The 16710-nt window shown below is 73.7% G+C and carries 13 protein-coding genes, 1 other RNA gene and 1 pseudogene; 3 read left to right on the forward strand and 12 right to left on the reverse strand.

Annotated elements, in window-relative coordinates; all coding sequences use genetic code 11:
- Positions 1-279 precede the first annotated feature (279 nt).
- From PV341_RS35255 to PV341_RS35265, 3 genes are all read right to left on the reverse strand, one after another.
- Positions 280-1425 (reverse strand): uroporphyrinogen-III synthase, encoded by a 1146-nt coding sequence (locus tag PV341_RS35255; protein ID WP_500330085.1) that lies wholly within the window; start codon positions 1423-1425, stop codon positions 280-282.
- Positions 1426-1578: 153 nt separating this feature from the next.
- Positions 1579-2970, reverse strand: a complete 1392-nt coding sequence (locus PV341_RS35260) for a nitrate/nitrite transporter (RefSeq protein ID WP_500330086.1) — start codon at positions 2968-2970, stop codon at positions 1579-1581.
- A 103-nt stretch (positions 2971-3073) separates the two neighbouring features.
- Complete coding sequence (locus tag PV341_RS35265) at positions 3074-4063, reverse strand: LysR family transcriptional regulator (protein WP_500330088.1); 990 nt, start codon at positions 4061-4063, stop codon at positions 3074-3076.
- 98 nt (positions 4064-4161) lie between these two features.
- Here PV341_RS35265 and PV341_RS35270 point away from each other — a divergent pair, with 98 nt between their 5' ends.
- A complete protein-coding gene (locus PV341_RS35270; protein WP_500359956.1) occupies positions 4162-5370 on the forward strand; it encodes an MFS transporter in 1209 nt (402 codons plus the stop codon).
- A gap of 166 nt (positions 5371-5536) precedes the next feature.
- On the opposite strand, the gene ssrA is transcribed toward PV341_RS35270, so the two are convergent.
- From ssrA to ftsE, 5 genes are all read right to left on the reverse strand, one after another.
- Positions 5537-5923, reverse strand: a transfer-messenger RNA (tmRNA) gene (gene ssrA / locus PV341_RS35275).
- A 101-nt stretch (positions 5924-6024) separates the two neighbouring features.
- The gene (smpB, locus tag PV341_RS35280; protein ID WP_499512123.1) at positions 6025-6507 is read right to left on the reverse strand and encodes an SsrA-binding protein SmpB; all 483 of its coding nucleotides are present in this window, start codon (positions 6505-6507) and stop codon (positions 6025-6027) included.
- A 55-nt stretch (positions 6508-6562) separates the two neighbouring features.
- On the reverse strand, positions 6563-7726 hold the full coding sequence (locus tag PV341_RS35285; protein ID WP_500330091.1) for a S41 family peptidase: 1164 nt from the start codon (positions 7724-7726) through the stop codon (positions 6563-6565).
- Positions 7727-7793: 67 nt separating this feature from the next.
- Complete coding sequence (gene ftsX, locus PV341_RS35290) at positions 7794-8711, reverse strand: permease-like cell division protein FtsX (protein WP_499512125.1); 918 nt, start codon at positions 8709-8711, stop codon at positions 7794-7796.
- 44 nt (positions 8712-8755) lie between these two features.
- Entirely contained in the window at positions 8756-9445 is a 690-nt protein-coding gene (gene ftsE, locus PV341_RS35295) for a cell division ATP-binding protein FtsE (RefSeq protein ID WP_018564091.1), read from the reverse strand.
- A gap of 274 nt (positions 9446-9719) precedes the next feature.
- Between ftsE and PV341_RS35300 the strand changes: the two genes are divergently transcribed.
- Complete coding sequence (locus PV341_RS35300; protein WP_326575680.1) at positions 9720-9911, forward strand: hypothetical protein; 192 nt, start codon at positions 9720-9722, stop codon at positions 9909-9911.
- Positions 9912-10302: 391 nt separating this feature from the next.
- Here PV341_RS35300 and prfB read toward each other — a convergent pair whose 3' ends face one another.
- The 4 genes and pseudogenes from prfB to PV341_RS35320 all read right to left on the reverse strand — a co-directional run bounded on the left by prfB (position 10303) and on the right by PV341_RS35320 (position 15730).
- Positions 10303-11421 (reverse strand): peptide chain release factor 2, encoded by a 1119-nt coding sequence (gene prfB, locus PV341_RS35305; RefSeq protein WP_500330092.1) that lies wholly within the window; start codon positions 11419-11421, stop codon positions 10303-10305.
- A gap of 85 nt (positions 11422-11506) precedes the next feature.
- Complete coding sequence (locus PV341_RS35310; protein ID WP_500359958.1) at positions 11507-12334, reverse strand: DUF8189 domain-containing protein; 828 nt, start codon at positions 12332-12334, stop codon at positions 11507-11509.
- 84 nt (positions 12335-12418) lie between these two features.
- Positions 12419-13654 (reverse strand): annotated as a pseudogene (locus tag PV341_RS35315) (serine/threonine-protein kinase); the annotation flags it as partial.
- Between the two features lie 288 nt (positions 13655-13942).
- Positions 13943-15730: a serine/threonine-protein kinase gene (locus tag PV341_RS35320; RefSeq protein WP_500330093.1), complete on the reverse strand. Its 1788-nt coding sequence runs from the start codon at positions 15728-15730 to the stop codon at positions 13943-13945.
- Positions 15731-16097: 367 nt separating this feature from the next.
- On the opposite strand from PV341_RS35320, the gene PV341_RS35325 reads away from it, so the two are divergent.
- A partial coding sequence (locus PV341_RS35325; RefSeq protein ID WP_500359957.1) for an FHA domain-containing protein occupies positions 16098-16710 on the forward strand: 613 nt, incomplete at its 3' end.

Genomic DNA, 16710 nt, shown 5'->3' on the forward strand with positions numbered 1-16710 from the left:
CGCCCTCCCCCAGCCTTCGGCCGGGGGGGACCCCCATCCGGCGCGGTCAGTGCGGGCCTGCGCTCTGTTGGGTTGGGGTCGGGGCCCGGCGCACTCCCCCAGCCTTCGGCCGGGGGGACCCCCACAGCGCTCGCGGTTTACGTCCACATCGTTCGGCGCCCGGGTCCGCCGCTCGTCTCCCCCAGCCTTCGGCCGGGGGCGGGCGGGCGGGCGGGTGGACGCCCGCCGCAGGCGCAGACAACCCGCACCCAAACAACCGGCCGCACCCACGACCCCGGGTCACGCGGAGGCGTACTTGGCGTCCGCCGCCGGATCCAGCGCAAGCCGGTACCCCCGCTTGACCACCGTCTGGATGAGCTTCGGCACCCCCAGCGCCGCCCGCAACCGCGCCATCGCCGTCTCGACGGCGTGCTCGTCGCGCCCCGCCCCCGGCAGCACCCGGAGCAGGTCGGCCCGGGAGACGACCCACCCGGGGCGCCGGGCGAGGGCGCGGAGCAGGGCCATCCCGGCCGGGGGGACGGGGCGCAGCTCGCCGTCGACGACGACCGCGTGGCCGCGGATCTCCAGGCGCCGTCCGGCGACGGGGAGGGGACGCACCCGCCCCGGGAGCTCTGCGGCGAGCAGTTGGACGAGCGGCCCGAGACGGAAGCGTTCGGGCTGGGCGGTGGGCACCTCGTGGGCCTGCAGGGGCAGCGCCGTGACGGGGCCCACGCAGGCCGGGAGGATGTCGTGGCGCAGGGCGTCGAGGAGTTCGCCGCGCAGGCCCCGGCGGTCGGCCCGGTCCAGCAGGGAGGCCGCCGCGGGGGCGCTGGTGAAGGCGACCGCGTCCAGTCCGCGGGCGACGGCCGCGTCGATGAGCCGGTCGACCGGGCCCAGGTCCTCCGGCGGCATCCAGCGGTAGACGGGGACGCCCACGACCTCCGCGCCGGCCGCGCGCAGTGCCTCGCTGAAGCCGGGCACCGGTTCCCCGTGCAGCTGGACGGCGACGCGCCGGCCGTCGACGCCCTCGTCCAGCAGGCGGTCGAGGACCTCCGCCATCGACTCGGACGCCGGCGACCAGGACTCCCTGAGCCCGGCCGCGCGGATCGCGCCGCGCACCTTGGGGCCGCGGGCGAGCAGTTCGACGTGGCGCAGCCGTTCCAGCAGGGGCTCGCCGAGCCCCCAGCCGTCGGCGGCCTCGATCCAGCCGCGGAAGCCGATCGCGGTGGTGGCCACCACCACGTCGGGGCCGCGGTCGAGCAACCCCTTGGTCGCGGCGAGCAGTTCGGTGTCGTCCGGCAGCGGGACGATCCGCAGCGCGGGGGCCCGCATCACGACGGCGCCGCGCCGTTCGAGCAGGGCGCACAGTTCGTCGGCGCGGCGGGCCGCGGTGACGCCGACCGTGAAGCCCGCCAAGGGGAGGACGTCTGGGTGTCGCACTTGCATGGCTCTGCCTCGCTCCGCCGGAGGTACACGTGCAACGGAGGCCGGGACCGTCCCGGGTCCCGGAGTCGTGCGCCCCGTTGCGCGCATGGTTCCAAGCCCCGGTGACGGTCCGGGTTCACCGGCATTTCCCCGTTGTTACGCAGTTCGCCGGGGCTACACCTGCGCGTAGGACAGCCGCGCCTCCGGCTCGGCCCCGGCACCGGGCCCGGCCGCCGGGGCGGGGGCCGGTGCGGGCCTGCGCAGGTATACGGCCCAGGTGACCGCGAAGCAGACCGCGTAGACGGCCAGGAAGGTGACGAAGGCCGGGGTGCCGGTGCCCCGGGTGAGGAAGGACTGCCGGAAGGCGAGGTTGATGCCGAGGCCGCCGAGCGCGCCGACGGCACCGATCAGGCCCATCGCGGCGCCGGACAGCCGGCGTCCGTAGGAGGCCGCGGCTTCGCCGGTCAGGCCCTTGGCGGCGGCCTTGGCGGCGTAGATGCCCGGGATCATCTTGTACGTCGAGCCGTTGCCGAGGCCGGTCAGGATGAACAGGGCGACGAAGGCGCCGGAGAACAGCGCCAGGGACTTCTGCGCCGAGGCGAGGACGATCACGGCGGTGGCGGCGGCCATCGCCAGGAAGTTCCACAGGGTGATCCGCGCGCCGCCGAAGCGGTCCGCGAGCCGTCCGCCGACCGGGCGGACCAGCGAGCCGAGCAGCGGGCCGACGAAGGTGACGGACGCGGCCTGCAGCGGGGTGCGGGCGAACTGGTTCTGCAGGACGAGCCCGAAGGCGAAGCTGTAGCCGATGAACGACCCGAAGGTGCCGATGTAGAGGAAGGACATGATCCAGGTGTGGCCGTCCTTCACCGCCAGGGCGGCCGCGCCGGTGTCGTTCCGCACGGGCGCGAGGTTGTCCATGTACAGGGCCGCGAGCGTGGCGGCGACCACGATGAGCGGGATGTAGACGGCCAGCAGCAGCCGGGGGTGGCCGGCGCCTGCCGTGCCGATGACCAGCAGGCCGACCAGTTGGACGACCGGCACGCCGATGTTGCCGCCGCCCGCGTTGAGGCCGAGGGCCCAGCCCTTCTTCCGGAGCGGGAAGAAGGAGTTGATGTTGGTCATGGAGGAGGCGAAGTTGCCGCCCCCGACCCCGGTCAGCGCGGCGACGGCGAGGAAGGTGCCGTAGGAGGTGCCGGGCTCCATGACGACGGCGGCGGCGATCGTCGGCAGCAGCAGCATGAGCGCGCTGACGACGGTCCAGTTGCGGCCGCCGAAGCGCGCGACGGCGAAGGTGTACGGGACGCGGACCAGGGCGCCGACCGCCGTGGCCATGGCGACCAGGAAGAACTTCCCGGCGGGGTCGATGCCGTACTCCGGGCCCATGAAGAGCACCATGACCGACCAGAGCGTCCAGACGGAGAAGCCGACGTGCTCGGACAGGACGGAGAAGAGCAGGTTCCGGTGGGCGACGCGCCGGCCGCCGTTCTCCCAGGACCCCTCGTCCTCGGGGTCCCACCGTTCGATCCAGCGGCCGCCCTTGCGTGCGGTGGTGCTCGCGGCAGTCATGACGCCTCCAGGCCCTGATGTCGCTCGTCGGGTGATGCCCACGACGGTAGGAACGGCGCGTTTCCTCCCGATGGCCTGAGGTGACCGCCACGCAACCTTGCTCTCACCCGGTGCGCGGGCCCGGTGTGAGCGCCGGGGGCGCCATCACGCGGGCGTCCGGCTCCGGCAGCCAGGCGCCGTCCGGCACGGTGAGCCAGTCGTCCTCCGCGGCGAGCCGGCGCGCGGCGCAGAGCAGGGCGTCCAGTGCGGGGTGGCGCAGTCCGCGCCGCCACACCATGGAGACGGGGGCGAGCGGTACGGGGCCGGTGAGCGGGCGCAGGACGAAGCCGGGCAGGTCGATGAACTCGGTGCTGGCCAGGACGGGCCAGCGGTGCTTGCGCACCAGACGGACGAACTCCTCCGGACCGTCGATGGCGGGGAAGGGCGCGGCGACGGCGATGCCCCGGCCCCGGAACAGGCGCTGGGCCAGGTCCGTCCACTCGGCGGTGTCCGGGTTCCCGGCGGCGGCGTAGAGCGACTCCCCGGCGAGTCGGTCGAGCGGCACCTCGGCGAGCGGGGCCAGCCGGTGGCCGGCGGGGAGCAGCACCGCCATCCGCTCGTAGCGGACCGGCAGGTGCTCCAGCCGGTCCAGCACGGCGGGGGCCAGGCCCGCCGCGCGGCCGAAGGAGACGTCCAGGCGGCCGGCGAGGATCCCGGCGGCGGCGCCGGTGAGCCCGCTGTGGAAGCGCGCGGTGAGCTCGAGTTCGGGCGCGGCGGCGCGAGCGGCGGCCAGCACCCGGTGGCCGGTGCCCACCGGCGCGCCGATGTCGACGAGCAGCGGACGGCCGGTGGGCGCGAAGGCGGCGGCCAGTTCGTCGTGGGCGGCGAGCACGCGCCGGGCGTACGGCAGCAGCCGCTCCCCCTCGGCGGTCAGCCGCACCGAGCGGGTCGTCCGCACGAACAGCTCGGCCCTCAGTTCCCGCTCCAGGCGCCGGACGTCCCGGCTCAGCGCCTGCTGGGCGACGTGGAGGCGGGCGGCGGCCTGGGTGAAGTGCAGCTCCTCCGCGACGGCGGTGAAGGCCCTCAGCAGGCGCGGTTCGATGGCGTGCGGCATCCGCCCATTGAACACGTCCGCGATTGACAACGGGAACGCGTCAATGGGCGCTGATCAGGTGTTGGACCGCACCGGGGGCGCGCCGGGAGGGTGGTCGCATGACCGCGCCCGCCTTCACCGCCCCCTACCGGCGGCTCTTCGCCCTGCCCGGCACCCGGGCCTTCACCACCGGGAACCTCCTGGCCCGGCTCCCGATGGGGATGTTCGGCGTCAGCGCGGTCGTCATGATCGCGGCCGGCTACGGCTCGTACGCGCTGGCCGGGGCGGTCACCGCCACCGGACTCGCCGCGACGGCCGTGGTGGCCCCCTGGACCGCGCGCCTGACCGACCGGCACGGCCAGGCCCGGGTGGCCGTGCCGGCCGCGGGGCTCGCCGCGCTGGGCTCGCTCGCGCTGGTGGTGTGCGTACGGCTGCACGCCCCGGCCTGGACCCTGTTCGCCGCGTACGCCGCCACCGCGACGACGCCGAACACCGGAGGCATGGCGCGGGCGCGCTGGGCGCACCTGTACCGGGACGACGAGCGGGGCCGGCACGTCGCCAACTCCTTCGAGCAGGCCGCGGACGAGGTCTGCTTCATGCTCGGCCCGGTCCTCGCGGCCTTCCTGTGCACCTCGCTGTTCCCCGAGGCCGGCACGCTGACGGGGGCGCTGCTGCTCTTCGGCGGCATCCTGATCTTCGCCGCGCAGCGCGGCACCGAACCGCCGCCGGTGCCGCGGGCCGCCGCCGGACCGGGGGCGGGGGCCGGGCGGGCCGCGGTACCGGCCGTACTGCTGACGTTCCTGGCGACGGGGGCCGTCTTCGGCGCCCTGGAGGTCACCACGATCGCCTTCGCCGACGCCCAGGGGCACCGTGGCGCCGCCGGGGCGGTGCTCGCCCTCCAGGCGGCGGGTTCGTGCGCGGCGGGCCTGCTGTACGGGCTGCGCCGGCCCCGTGGCGGCGCGGAGGGCCGCTTCGCCGCGAGCGTCGCCCTGATGGCCGCTCTCATGCTCGGCCCGCTGCCCGCGGCGGCCCTCGGCGGCCTGTGGCTGCTGGCCCCCGCGCTGCTGCTGGCGGGCATGGCCACCGCGCCCACGATGATCAACGGCATGGCCCTGATCCAGCGCCGGGTGCCGCCGGGCCGCCTCAACGAGGGCATGACGCTGGCCGTCACGGCCCTCCTGGGCGGCATCGCCGCGGGCTCCTTCGCCGCGGGGTCGGTCGCGGAGCACCGGGGTGCGGTCCCCGCGTACGCGATACCGGCGGTCGCCGCGGCCACCGCGGCGCTGGTCGCGGCGGCCTCCCTGCGGACGGCCCGGCGCCGGGCCTGACGTACCGGCCGTCAGCCGCCGGCCGCCGCCGTACGTACCGCCCCGCGCCTGCGCGGCCAGGGCCACAGCCGGGCGCGGCGCCGTGCGGCGAGGCGACGGGCCCCCGGAAACGACGGAAGGCGATGCCTGCCGCGCAGTGCGCGGCAGGCATCGCCTTCCGTTGGGTCAGTGGAGATGGCGGGAATCGAACCCGCGTCCTGTGGTGCAGAATCAGGGCTTCTCCGAGCGCAGTCCGCTGTGCTTTTCTCGGCCCCGGCAGTCACGCGGACAAGCCGCCGACGGGCCCAGCCACTGTTTGGTTTCCCACCGAGCCCCGTGGCCGGACTCAGTGGTTTAGTCCCCTAGCTGATGCCAGGATCCGGGTCGGGAACAGCCCCGGGCTGACACTCCGCGGAGTCTTCGCTAGCTGCTAATTAGGCAGCGAGAGCGAAGGCGGAGGAATCGCGCTTAGAAGTGGCGATTATTGTTTTCGGCATATGGTTTACGAGATCATTGCCGCTTTCTCGGCTCGCTTCCCCTGCTTCGACATCCCCAGTCGAAACCGATCATCCCCATGTTGATTTTTCAAACTGCTCACCGGGCCGTCAGGGCCCGGTGGTGCTGACGCCATCGTACGTGACCGACGTACATGGAGGCCAGCGCATTTCCCGGGGGTCAGTCGCCCCGCTGCCGGCGGCGCGCCGCCGAGATGGCCCGGTCGGCCTCGCGGCGGTCCTGCTTCTCGCGCAGGGTCTGCCGCTTGTCGTAGTCCTTCTTGCCCTTGGCCAGCGCGATCTCGACCTTCGCCCGGCCGTCCTTGAAGTACAGGGAGAGCGGCACGATCGTGTGACCGGTCTCCTGGGACTTCTGGAAGAGCTTCTCGATCTCCTCCCGGTGCAGCAGCAGCTTGCGCTTGCGCCGCGCCGAGTGGTTCGTCCACGTCCCCTGGGTGTACTCGGGGATGTGCACGTTGTGCAGCCACGCCTCGCCCCCGTCGAGCTGGCCGAAGCCGTCGACCAGGGAAGCGCGTCCCTGGCGCAGCGACTTCACCTCGGTGCCGGTGAGCACCAGGCCCGCCTCGTAGGTGTCGAGGATGTGGTAGTCGTGCCGCGCCTTCTTGTTCTGCGCGATCAGCTTGCGACCCGTTTCCTTTGCCATAGCGCGGCCATTCTCGCACCTCGGCGGGGCCGGGGGGTACCGGTTTGCGCGCCGGTCAGCGGACCGGCGTGCCCAGACCGTCCAGCACCTGGAGGGCCTCGGACTCGGCGTCCGCGCCACCGGTGACCTTCAGGTCGGGCTCCACCCCGCGGCCGTCCACCCGGCGGCCCGCGGGCAGCCGGTAGTGGCCGACGGTGAGCTCGGCGACCGAGCCGTCCGACAGCCGGCTGGGCATCTGCACCGAGCCCTTTCCGAAGGTGCGGGAGCCCACGACGACGGCACGGCCGCGGTCCTGCAGGGCGCCGGCGAGCAGTTCGGCCGCACTCATCGTGCCGCCGTCCACGAGCACGACGAGCGGGGTGTCGGTGTCGCCGGCGTCGGCCGCGTAGAGCGCCTGCTGCCTGCCGTGGACGTCGTACGTGGCGACCAGGCCGCCGTCCAGGAACGCGGAGGCCACACCGACGGCCTCGGTGACCAGGCCGCCGGAGTTGCCGCGCAGGTCCAGGACTATGCCCTTGTTTCCCGGCCGGCCGGCCAGGGCGCCGCGGACCTGCCCGGCGACACCCTTGGTGAAGGCGTCCACCTTGACGACGCTGACGCCGCCGGGGACGTGCCGGACCCGTACGGACTCCGTGGGCAGCAGGGCGCGCCGCGGGGAGACCACCCAGGAGCGCGCGCCGCGCCGCAGGCCCAGGGCCACGGCGGTGCCGGCCGCGTCGGAACCGCGCAACCGGGCGACGACCTCGGTGACGGGGCGGCCGGTGACCTCCGTGCCGTCGATGCTCATCAGCCGGTCCCCGGCGAGCACCCCGGCCCGGGCGGCGGGGCTGCCGGACTGGACGCGGTCGATGCCGATGCGGCCGTCCTCGGTGCGTCGCACCCACAGGCCGACGCCCACGTACCGGCCGTCCAGGGATTGCTGGAAACCCTCGTACTCCTGGGCCGTGTAGAAGGAGGACCAGCGGTCGCCGCTACGGCTGACCAGGGCCTGCGCGGCCTGCGGGCCGACCTTGCCCTCCGCGATCGCCTCGGCGATCTCGTCGGTGTCGGCGACGGTGCCGGCCGGGATGCGGGAGTGCGGCGGCGTCCGCCGCTCCCCACCGAGGTCCCCGAAGGAACCCGCCGCGGCACCCGTCGCCAGGACCGCGCCGAAGACCAGCGTCAGCGCCGCGGCACGGCGCAGGCGGCGTGGTCTCCCGGGCGGACGTGGGCTCAGCACGTCGGGCAGTCTAGGCGAGAAGCGGGCGCTGTACGGAAGGTCGGCCGTACAGCGCCCTTGGCGCGGATCAGACCTTGAGGTATTTGCGCAGCGCGATCAGGGCCGCCAGCGCGGGCATCAGCATGCCCACCACCAGCACCAGCGGCAGCACCTGCGCCACCTCGCCCCAGCCGAGGAAGTTGATCAGCGGCACCTTGGTCTGCAGCGAAAGGCCGTGGTCGATCAGGAAGTAGCGGCCCACGAGGAGCATCAGACAGGCCAGGCCACCGCCGACCAGACCGGCGAACGCGGCCTCCATGATGAACGGCATCTGGATGTAGAAGCTGGACGCGCCGACCAGCCGCATGATCCCGGTCTCCCGGCGGCGGCTGAAGGCCGACACGCGCACCGTGTTGACGATCAGCATCATCGCCACCGCGAGCATGAACGCCAGCACCACCAGCGCGGCCAGCGTCATGCCGTTGAGCAGCCCGAACAGGTTGTCCAGCAGGGCCTTCTGGTCCTGCACCTCCTGGACGCCGGGACGGCCCTGGAAGGCGCTCGCCACCACCTGGAACTTCGTCGGGTCCTTGAGCTTGACCCGGAACGACTCCTGCATCTGGTCCGGGGTGAGCGAGTCGGCCAGCGGCGAGTCGGAGAACTGCTCCTTGTAGTGCTTGTAGGCGTCCTCCGCGCTCTCGTGGAAGTACTTGTCCACGAGCGGCAGCGCCTTGAGCTGCTTCTCGATGTCCTGCTTCTGCTCCTCGGTGACCGCGCCCTTGGTGCAGTTGGGGTCGGTCTTGGCGTCGTTCTTGTTGCAGAGGAAGATCGACACCTGGACCTTGTCGTACCAGTAGCCCTTCATCGAGTCGACCTGCTCGCGGGCGAGCCACGAGCCGCCGGCGAGCGCGAGCGAGAGGGCCACGGAGACGATGACCGCGAAGGTCATGGTGAGGTTGCGCCGGAGACCGACGCCGATCTCCGAGAGCACGAACTGGGCGCGCATGTTGTCCTTTCAGAAGGCTGCGGTGTGCAGGGCGGGGCCCAGGCTCAGTGCTGGTAGCCGTAGACGCCGCGGGACTGGTCGCGGACCAGTCGCCCCTTCTCGAGCTCGATGACGCGCTTGCGCATCTGGTCGACGATGTTCTGGTCGTGGGTGGCCATCACCACGGTGGTGCCGGTCCGGTTGATGCGGTCCAGCAGCCGCATGATGCCCACGGAGGTCTGCGGGTCGAGGTTTCCCGTGGGCTCGTCCGCGATCAGCAGCATCGGGCGGTTGACGAACGCCCGGGCGATCGCCACGCGCTGCTGCTCACCACCGGACAGCTCGCCCGGCATGCGGTCCTCCTTGCCGCCGAGGCCGACGAGGTCGAGCACCTCGGGGACCGTCTTGCGGATGGTGCCGCGCGGCTTGCCGATCACCTCGAGGGCGAACGCCACGTTCTCCGCGACCGTCTTGTTGGGCAGCAGGCGGAAGTCCTGGAAGACGGTGCCCAACTGGCGCCGCATCTGCGGCACCTTCCAGTTGGACAGCCGCGCGAGGTCCTTGCCGAGGACGTGCACCATGCCGGTGTCCGTCCGCTCCTCGCGCAGGATCAGCCGCAGGAAGGTCGACTTCCCGGAGCCGGAGGAGCCCACCAGGAAGACGAATTCACCCTTCTCGATTTCCAGCGACACGTCCCGAAGTGCAGGACGGTTCTGCCGGGGGTAGGTCTTGGTGACGTTGTCGAATCGGATCACGGTCGCACTCCGGATACAGGGGATCGGAGGCGACCTTACGCGAATGGCCGCGGCCCGCGCAGTCCGCGGTCCGGGATGACGGGTTTATTCATCGACCACTGGGGGACAAAGCAGGCATTGGCCACATGCGTCACTCTTCGGAGTCGCAGGAATCACGCGGGGCGCGCCGAGCGTCCCGGGAACTGGCACAGTGGTCGGGGGCTCGGGAACGTACCGCCCCTGTCGCGCGTTGTTCATGGAGCGGCCGTCAGGCCGCCTGGGAGGAGGCCACCGCATGACAGTCGACCGACTGGTGTGCGCCAACTGCGCCGGCCCCGTCAGCGAGGGCCGCTGCGCGGTCTGCCGCGCCCACCGCGCCCGCATGCAGCAGGAGAACCCCTTCGCGGCCATCTCCCCGGCGGCACTGATCGCCCTGCTGGTCGCCCTGCTCGCGGTGGCGTGGGTGGTACACGAGGCCGCCGTGTAGCACGGCGCACACAGACAGCAAGCACGGGGGCCCGCGGCGCATCGGCGCTGCGGGCCCCCGTGGCGTTTGCGGGCCTCCCGTGGACGCGCAGGGGCCCCGGGTCCGGGCGCGGGCCTTCCCGGCGCCGCGTGGTGGCCCCAGCCGGTCAGGCGCGGCATCGAGCGGAAACCGGCACCGCCCGGACGAAGAAGGTCGCGCCGGCACCCCGGCCGGCTCGCGTCGCCGTGACCCTGGGTGACCGATCCGCTGCCGCCGACGACGGTGCGGGTGGCACCGTCGGCACCCTGGCGGGCCGTCCGCGCACGCCCCCGTGCGGGCTCGGCTGCCCCGGAACGCGACGACTGCCGCCCGTCGGGCGGCAGTCGTGAAGGTCCGGAACGCTGACGACGCGTCAGACGCCGGCGCCCTGCTCCTGTTGCTTGCGCCAGCGGATGCCCGCCTCGAGGAAGCCGTCGATGTCGCCGTCGAGGACGCCCTGGGGGTTGCCGACCTCGTACTCCGTCCGCAGGTCCTTGACCATCTGGTACGGGTGGAGGACGTAGGAACGCATCTGGTTGCCCCAGGAGTTGCCGCCGTCGCCCTTGAGGGCGTCCATCTTGGCCTGCTCCTCCTGGCGGCGCCGCTCCAGCAGCTTGGCCTGCAGCACGTTCATCGCGCTGGCCTTGTTCTGGATCTGCGAGCGCTCGTTCTGGCAGGAGACCACGATGCCGGTCGGGATGTGGGTGATCCGGACCGCGGAGTCGGTGGTGTTGACGCCCTGGCCGCCGGGGCCGGAGGCGCGGTAGACGTCGATCCGCAGCTCGGTCTCGTCGATCTCGACGTGGTCGCTCTGCTCGACGACGGGCAGCACCTCGACGCCCGCGAAGGACGTCTGGCGGCGGCCCTGGTTGTCGAAGGGCGAGATGCGCACCAGGCGGTGGGTGCCCTGCTCGACGGAGAGGGTGCCGTAGGCGTAGGGCGCCTTCACCACGAAGGTGGTGGACTTGATGCCGGCCTCTTCCGCGAACGAGGTCTCGTAGATCTCGGTCGCGTAGCCGTGCCGCTCGGACCAGCGCAGGTACATCCGCTGCAGCTGCTCGGCGAAGTCGGCGGCGTCGACACCGCCGGCCTCGGCGCGGATGTTGACCAGCGCCTCACGGGCGTCGTACTCGCCGGACAGGAGGGTGCGGACCTCCATCTCGTCCAGCGCCTTGCGCACCGACTCCAGCTCGGTCTCGGCCTCGGCACGGGTGTCCGCGTCGTCCTCGGCCTCGGCGAGCTCGAAGAGCACCCCCAGGTCGTCGATGCGGCCGCGCAGCGCCTCGGCCTTGCGGACCTCGGCCTGCAGGTGCGACAGCTTGCTGGTGATCTTCTGCGCCGCGTCGGGGTCGTCCCACAGCGACGGGGCCGCCGCCTGCTCCTCGAGCACGGCGATGTCGGCCCTCAGCTTGTCGAGGTCCAGAACGGCCTCGATCGAGGCCATGGTCGACGAGAGGGACTTGAGCTCTTCGGATACATCCAGGACTGCCACGTCCCCCAGCGTACCGGCACGCCGCGCATTGCCGCGCCGGTGAGCCGGGGCGGCCCGGCCCACCGGCGCGGAGGTCCCGCGCCGCTCAGACGGGGACGGGGGCCGACGCGTGGGCGAGCGTGCCGTCGGCGCGGCGCAGGTACAGGGTCAGGGTGTCGTCCGCCGTGGTCAGACCGGGGTGGGAGGGGGTGCTGGCGGACAGCGGCACCGGCGTCCACGTGCCGCCGTCGGAGACGGCGGCGGCCAGGGCCCCGTCGTCGGCGGGGGCGAGGACGAAGAGCTGGCCGCCGGAGACGGCGGGTTCGGGGCGGCCCGTGGCGTCCAGGCCCGTGACGATCTCGGAGGGGCGCCAGGCGCCGTTCACGTACGGCAGGCGCAGCACGGCGCCGTCGGCCTTGCGGACGGCGAAGGCGTCCAGGGTGCCGGACGCGGCCGAGACCAGTCCGGGGGCGGCGGTGACCCGGCCCGCGGTGGGGACCAGCGCCCAGGCGTTCCAGCGGCCGTCGACCCAGGAGGAGGTGACGAGGTCACCGCCCGAGCAGCCGACCAGGTCGATCCGGCCGGGCGCGGAGGACGCGGCGGCGGGGGTCGTGGTGAAACGCGCGGGCTGGTCGACCTGGTACCAGTCGCCCCACGCACCGCCGCTGAGGGTGCGGCGGTAGACCTTGTGGTCGGTGCCGAGCGCGAAGACGTCCAGCTGCCCGGCGCGCGAGGAGACGACCGAGGGGTCGTCGGCGACGCTTATCCCGGTGAGCCGGTGCCAGGTGCCGGAGACCAGGTACCAGACGTTCTTGTCGCTGCCCCGGGTGAACACGTACGTCGTACCGGAGACGGAGATCGCGCGGGGGCCGCCGACGGGGTGGACGTCGCGGTCCGGGAAGTGGGGCAGCGCCGTGTAGCCGGACCAGCGCAGCGCGGCGTCCTCGGCGGTGCCCGCCGGGGTGCTGACCGCGCCCTGCGGGGAGGCGGCGGCGCCGGTGGGGGCGGTCGGGGTGGTCGAGGCCTGCCCGGACGGCTTGTCCTCCCGGCTGTTGGAGCCGCCGTCGTCGTCGGAGCCGGAGGCCGCGATCGCCCAGCCGCCGAGCCCGACGACCAGGGCGGCCGCCGCCGCGGCGCCGATCTTGACGCGGCGGCGCTGGAGCGCGTCGGGGACGGCCCGGTGACGGTGCCGGGCGCGCTGGCCGGGCATCGCGGCGGCCCCGCCGCCGGCCAGCTCCTCCGCGGTGGGCAGCTTGATGCTGGTGTGCGTGTCGCGCGTCGAGTCGGGTGCGGAGCCGCGGACCAGGGGCACGGCACCGCGCGGGCGGCCGGCCCGTGCGTCGTACGGCTCGGCGACGGAACCGGGCTCCCGGTCGTACGCATCCTCGCCGTGGTGGTCGCCGGGCGCGTCCACCTCCAGCGGGGGCAGCCCGGCGAGCGCGGGCAGCAGCTCGCGCAGCCGCGTGCCGACCTCGGCCGCGGTCAGCCGGGAGGCGGGGGCCTTGGCGAGGCACTGGGAGAGCAACTGCCACAGCTCGTCGGGCAGGTCGGGCAGCGGCGCGACGGACTCGGTGACGTGCCGGCGCAGCACCGCGCCCGGGTGACCGCCGCCGAACGGGGTGAAGCCGGCGAGCAGTTCGTACAGGACGGTGGCGAGGGCGTAGATGTCGACGGAGGCACGCGGCGGCAGACCTTCGATGATCTCCGGTGCCAGGTAGTCGGGGGTGCCGATGATGCGGGTGGCCCGGGTGCGGCGCGGGGAGTCGACCAGCCGGGCGATGCCGAAGTCGGTGAGCAGCGCCGGAGGCGCCCCGCCCGGTCCGGGCGGGGCGGCGGAGTCCAGCAGGACGTTCTCCGGCTTGACGTCGCGGTGGACGACGCCCGCGGCGTGGGCCGCGGCCAGGCCGTCCGCGACGTCCGCGGTGATGGACACGGCCGCCTCGGGGGTGAGCCTGCGTTCGCGCTCCAGCCGGGAGCGCAGGTCCGTGCCGCGGACGAGTTCCATGACGAGCGCGAGGTCGGAACCGTCGACCACCAGGTCGCGGATGCCGACGATGTGCGGGTGGTGGAGCGCCAGCAGGGCCGTGCGCTCCTGCACGAAGCGGCCGACGAGGTCCTGGTCGGAGGCGAGGTCCTCGCGCAGCAGCTTGATGGCGACCGGGCCTTCGGGGCCCTCGCCCAGCCACACCGTGCCGGCGGAACCCCGCCCCAGCACCTGGTGCGCGGTGTACCGGCTGCCGATCTTCCGTCCCAAGGCTGCTCCGACTCCTCCGACGTGCCGTCGTGTTGGCGACAAAGCTACGCGGATGCGAGCCGGTTGGGGGAACCTGTCAGGGGTGAGTGCGGCTTCTCCGGGAGAAATCACCCTCCAGAAGTCGACAAATCACCAACATCGGCGAGTCGGAGAGGTGACGCCGTACCGCTCGGCGTTGACGGAACCGGGCCCCGCGCACGGGTGGCGCCACGTCATCCGCGGCCCCGGCCCGCTCAGTTGCCCGCTCGGTTGCCGGCGCCCCCGGCCGGGGGGCGCCGCCGCACGCCGCTACTGGTTGCCGCCGGGGACGTCCGGGGCGCTGTTGGCGGTGTCGCCGATGGTGGAGACCCAGTTCCACACCTCGCTGATCCAGCCGGTCACGGTGTCCCACAGGCCCTTGCCCGTGTTCAGCCAGTCCTGCAGGGGGGTGAGGTACCAGGCCAGCATGAAGATCACGATCAGCACGACGATCATCGTGAAGCAGCCCTTGAGGCACCCCAGGCCCGGGATCTTCATCGGGTTGGCGCTGCGGGGGCGCGGCTCGCGGCGGGGGGCCGGCTCGGGCGCGGGCGGGCGCTGCGGCTCGTACCGCTGGTGCTGCGGCTGCTCGTAGCGCGGCGCGGGCTGCTGCGGCCGCGGCGCGTACTGCTGCGGCTGGGGCTGCGACTGCCGGCCGTACTGCTGCGGATGCGGCTGCGGGGCGTAGGCGGGCTGCGAGGGCTGCCGGTACTGAGGGGGCTGCTGCGGCCGCTGCTGGTACGCCTGGGGAGGCTGTTGCGGCTGTTGCGGCTGTTGCGGCTGCTGGGCGGGCTGCCGGCGCGGCCTGCGGCGCAGCGGGTCCTGCTCCGGGTCCAGGTACTGGATCTCGGTCTGCTCGGCGCGCGCACGGGCGCGGTTGAGCTGCGACTCCCACGGATGCGGGCCCTGCGGGACACCGGAGTCCGGCGGCCCGTCCGGCACCGGCGGCATCACGCGGGTGCCGTCGCCGGACGCGGTCGGCGCCGAGCCGCCCGGGATCACCCGGGTCGCGTCGGCGGCGCCCCCCGCCGAGGCGGGCAGGACGCTGGTGGCGGCATTGGGGTCGTACGCGTCGTACGCGCCTGCGGGCGACCGGTTCGGCAGCACCTGGGTGGGGTCGGCGGTGCCCGGCGGGACGAGCGGGGTGTCCGGGACGGTGGCCGGGGCCGGGTCCGGCGCGAGCAGCGCGGCGACGCCGAGCGCCGCCTCGGACTGCGCCGGGGAGGAGTGCACGCCCACGCCCGCCGCGACGACGCGCAGGGCGCGCGCCAGGTTCTCCGCGCTCGGCCGCTCGCCGGGCTCCTTGCGCAGGCAGCGCTCTATCACCGTCCACAGCGGTTCGGGCACGGTGGAGGGACGGCGCGGCTCCTCGCTCAGGTGCTGGTGCAGCACTTCGAGCGCGCTCTCGCCCCGGAACGGCGGACGGCCGGTGACCAGTTCGTACAGGAGGATGCCGGCGCCGTAGATGTCCACCGCGGAGGTCTGCGGACGGCCCTGGGCCGACTCCGGCGCTATGTAGGCGGGCGTGCCGACGAACTCGTGGGTGCGGGTGACGCCGGGCGAGTCCGCCAGCCGCGCGATGCCGAAGTCGGTCAGCATCGGGTGCATCTGCTGGGTGCCGTCGGGGCCTGCGACGGTGGCGAGCAGGACGTTGGCGGGCTTGAGGTCGCGGTGCACCACGCCGTCGGCGTGGCTGGCGGCCAGCGCGTCGGCCACGGCGGCGGTCAGCAGGGCGCCGCCGACCGGCGAGAACGGGCCGTTCTCGCGCAGGTAGCGGTAGAGGTCGGGGCCCTCGACCAGATCCATCACCAGGGCGAGCAGCTCACCCTCCACGACCAGGTCGCGGACCCGGACGATGTGCGGGTGGCGCAGCCTCAGCAGGACCGACCGCTCCCGGAGGAAGCGCATGACGATGTCGGGATCGCCCGCCAGCTCCTCCTTGAGCACCTTGATCGCGACGGTCTCGCCGGTGTCCCGTACCTGCGACCGCCACACGGTGCCCGTGGCTCCGCGCCCGAGCGGCTCCACCAGTTCGTATTTGCTGCCTACCGGCCGCACGTTCGCGCTCCCTGGATCTTGGCCTGGTCCGTGGCCTGTTTCGCCCACTGTAGTGCCGCCACGTGGGAGCGGGGCTGCGTTCCGGTACGGGGCGGGTGTGGGGTTAGGACGCGGAGTACGGTCGTTTGGTTGCCCTTTCCGCCCAATGCTGACCATTCAAGATCGCAAAGGTGGGCACCGGCGGCGAGCTGTCGGCGGCGGGTGGGAGGATGCGTGTCGCGGAACGCGCATCGCCGAGCCGGCTGGGTCAGCCGGGCGAGGGGAGCCCGCCGGTCCGTTCTTGTACGTGTCGACGTCCCGGGCACGGCGGGGTGGGGTCGGGGGCCCGCACCGCGGTGGATCCGGGCAGAAGGGACCGTGGACGGAGATGCAGATCCGGCTGACCGTTCTCGGGCCGCGCGGTGGCCGCGCGGCGCGCTCCTGCGACGTGCTGGTCACCGCGCCCGCGGGCACTCCCCTGAGTGCCGTGGCCGGAGCCCTCGCGTCCGGCTCGGGCGGCTCCGGCCAGCCCGCGCGGGCCGGCAAGTCCACGCCCCCGCTGTACGCGGGCGCCGAGCGCCTGGACCCGGCCACCGCCGTCCTCGGCGTGCCGCCCCTGCTCGACGGCGCCGTCCTGTCGCTGCACTCCCCCGCCGACGGGCACGACGGCGGCCGCCCCACGGCCGCCGCCCGGCTGCACGTCGTCGGCGGGCCCGACGCGGGCGGCGTCCACCTGCTGCAGGGCGGCCGGATCCGGGTCGGCCGGTCCGCGGACGCGGACGTCCCGCTGGACGACCCCGACGTCTCACGGCTGCACTGTGCCATCACGGTGGACGGCGAGGGCCGGGTCACCGTCGCCGACCTCGGCTCCACCAACGGCACCACCCTCGACGGCGCTCCCGTGGGCGAGCGCGCGGTCCCCTTCCCCGCCGGCACGCTGCTGCGGATCGGCGAGTCGACCCTCCGGCTGGAGCCGGCACCCCCGGGCTCGGCCGTCCCCC

Origin of the sequence: Streptomyces sp. PA03-1a, from assembly GCF_033792805.1 — a bacterium.
In the GTDB taxonomy this organism is placed as follows: domain Bacteria; phylum Actinomycetota; class Actinomycetes; order Streptomycetales; family Streptomycetaceae; genus Actinacidiphila.

Excerpts from the sequence above, each read along its gene's own strand:
- PV341_RS35265 (WP_500330088.1), bottom strand. The coding sequence starts at position 4,063 with ATGCCGCACGCCATCGAACCGCGCCTGCTGAGGGCCTTCACCGCCGTC.
- ftsX (WP_499512125.1), bottom strand. The coding sequence starts at position 8,711 with ATGCGCGCCCAGTTCGTGCTCTCGGAGATCGGCGTCGGTCTCCGGCGC.
- smpB (WP_499512123.1), bottom strand. The coding sequence starts at position 6,507 with ATGGCAAAGGAAACGGGTCGCAAGCTGATCGCGCAGAACAAGAAGGCG.
- PV341_RS35270 (WP_500359956.1), top strand. The coding sequence starts at position 4,162 with ATGACCGCGCCCGCCTTCACCGCCCCCTACCGGCGGCTCTTCGCCCTG.
- PV341_RS35255 (WP_500330085.1), bottom strand. The coding sequence starts at position 1,425 with ATGCAAGTGCGACACCCAGACGTCCTCCCCTTGGCGGGCTTCACGGTC.
- PV341_RS35260 (WP_500330086.1), bottom strand. The coding sequence starts at position 2,970 with ATGACTGCCGCGAGCACCACCGCACGCAAGGGCGGCCGCTGGATCGAA.
- PV341_RS35300 (WP_326575680.1), top strand. The coding sequence starts at position 9,720 with ATGACAGTCGACCGACTGGTGTGCGCCAACTGCGCCGGCCCCGTCAGC.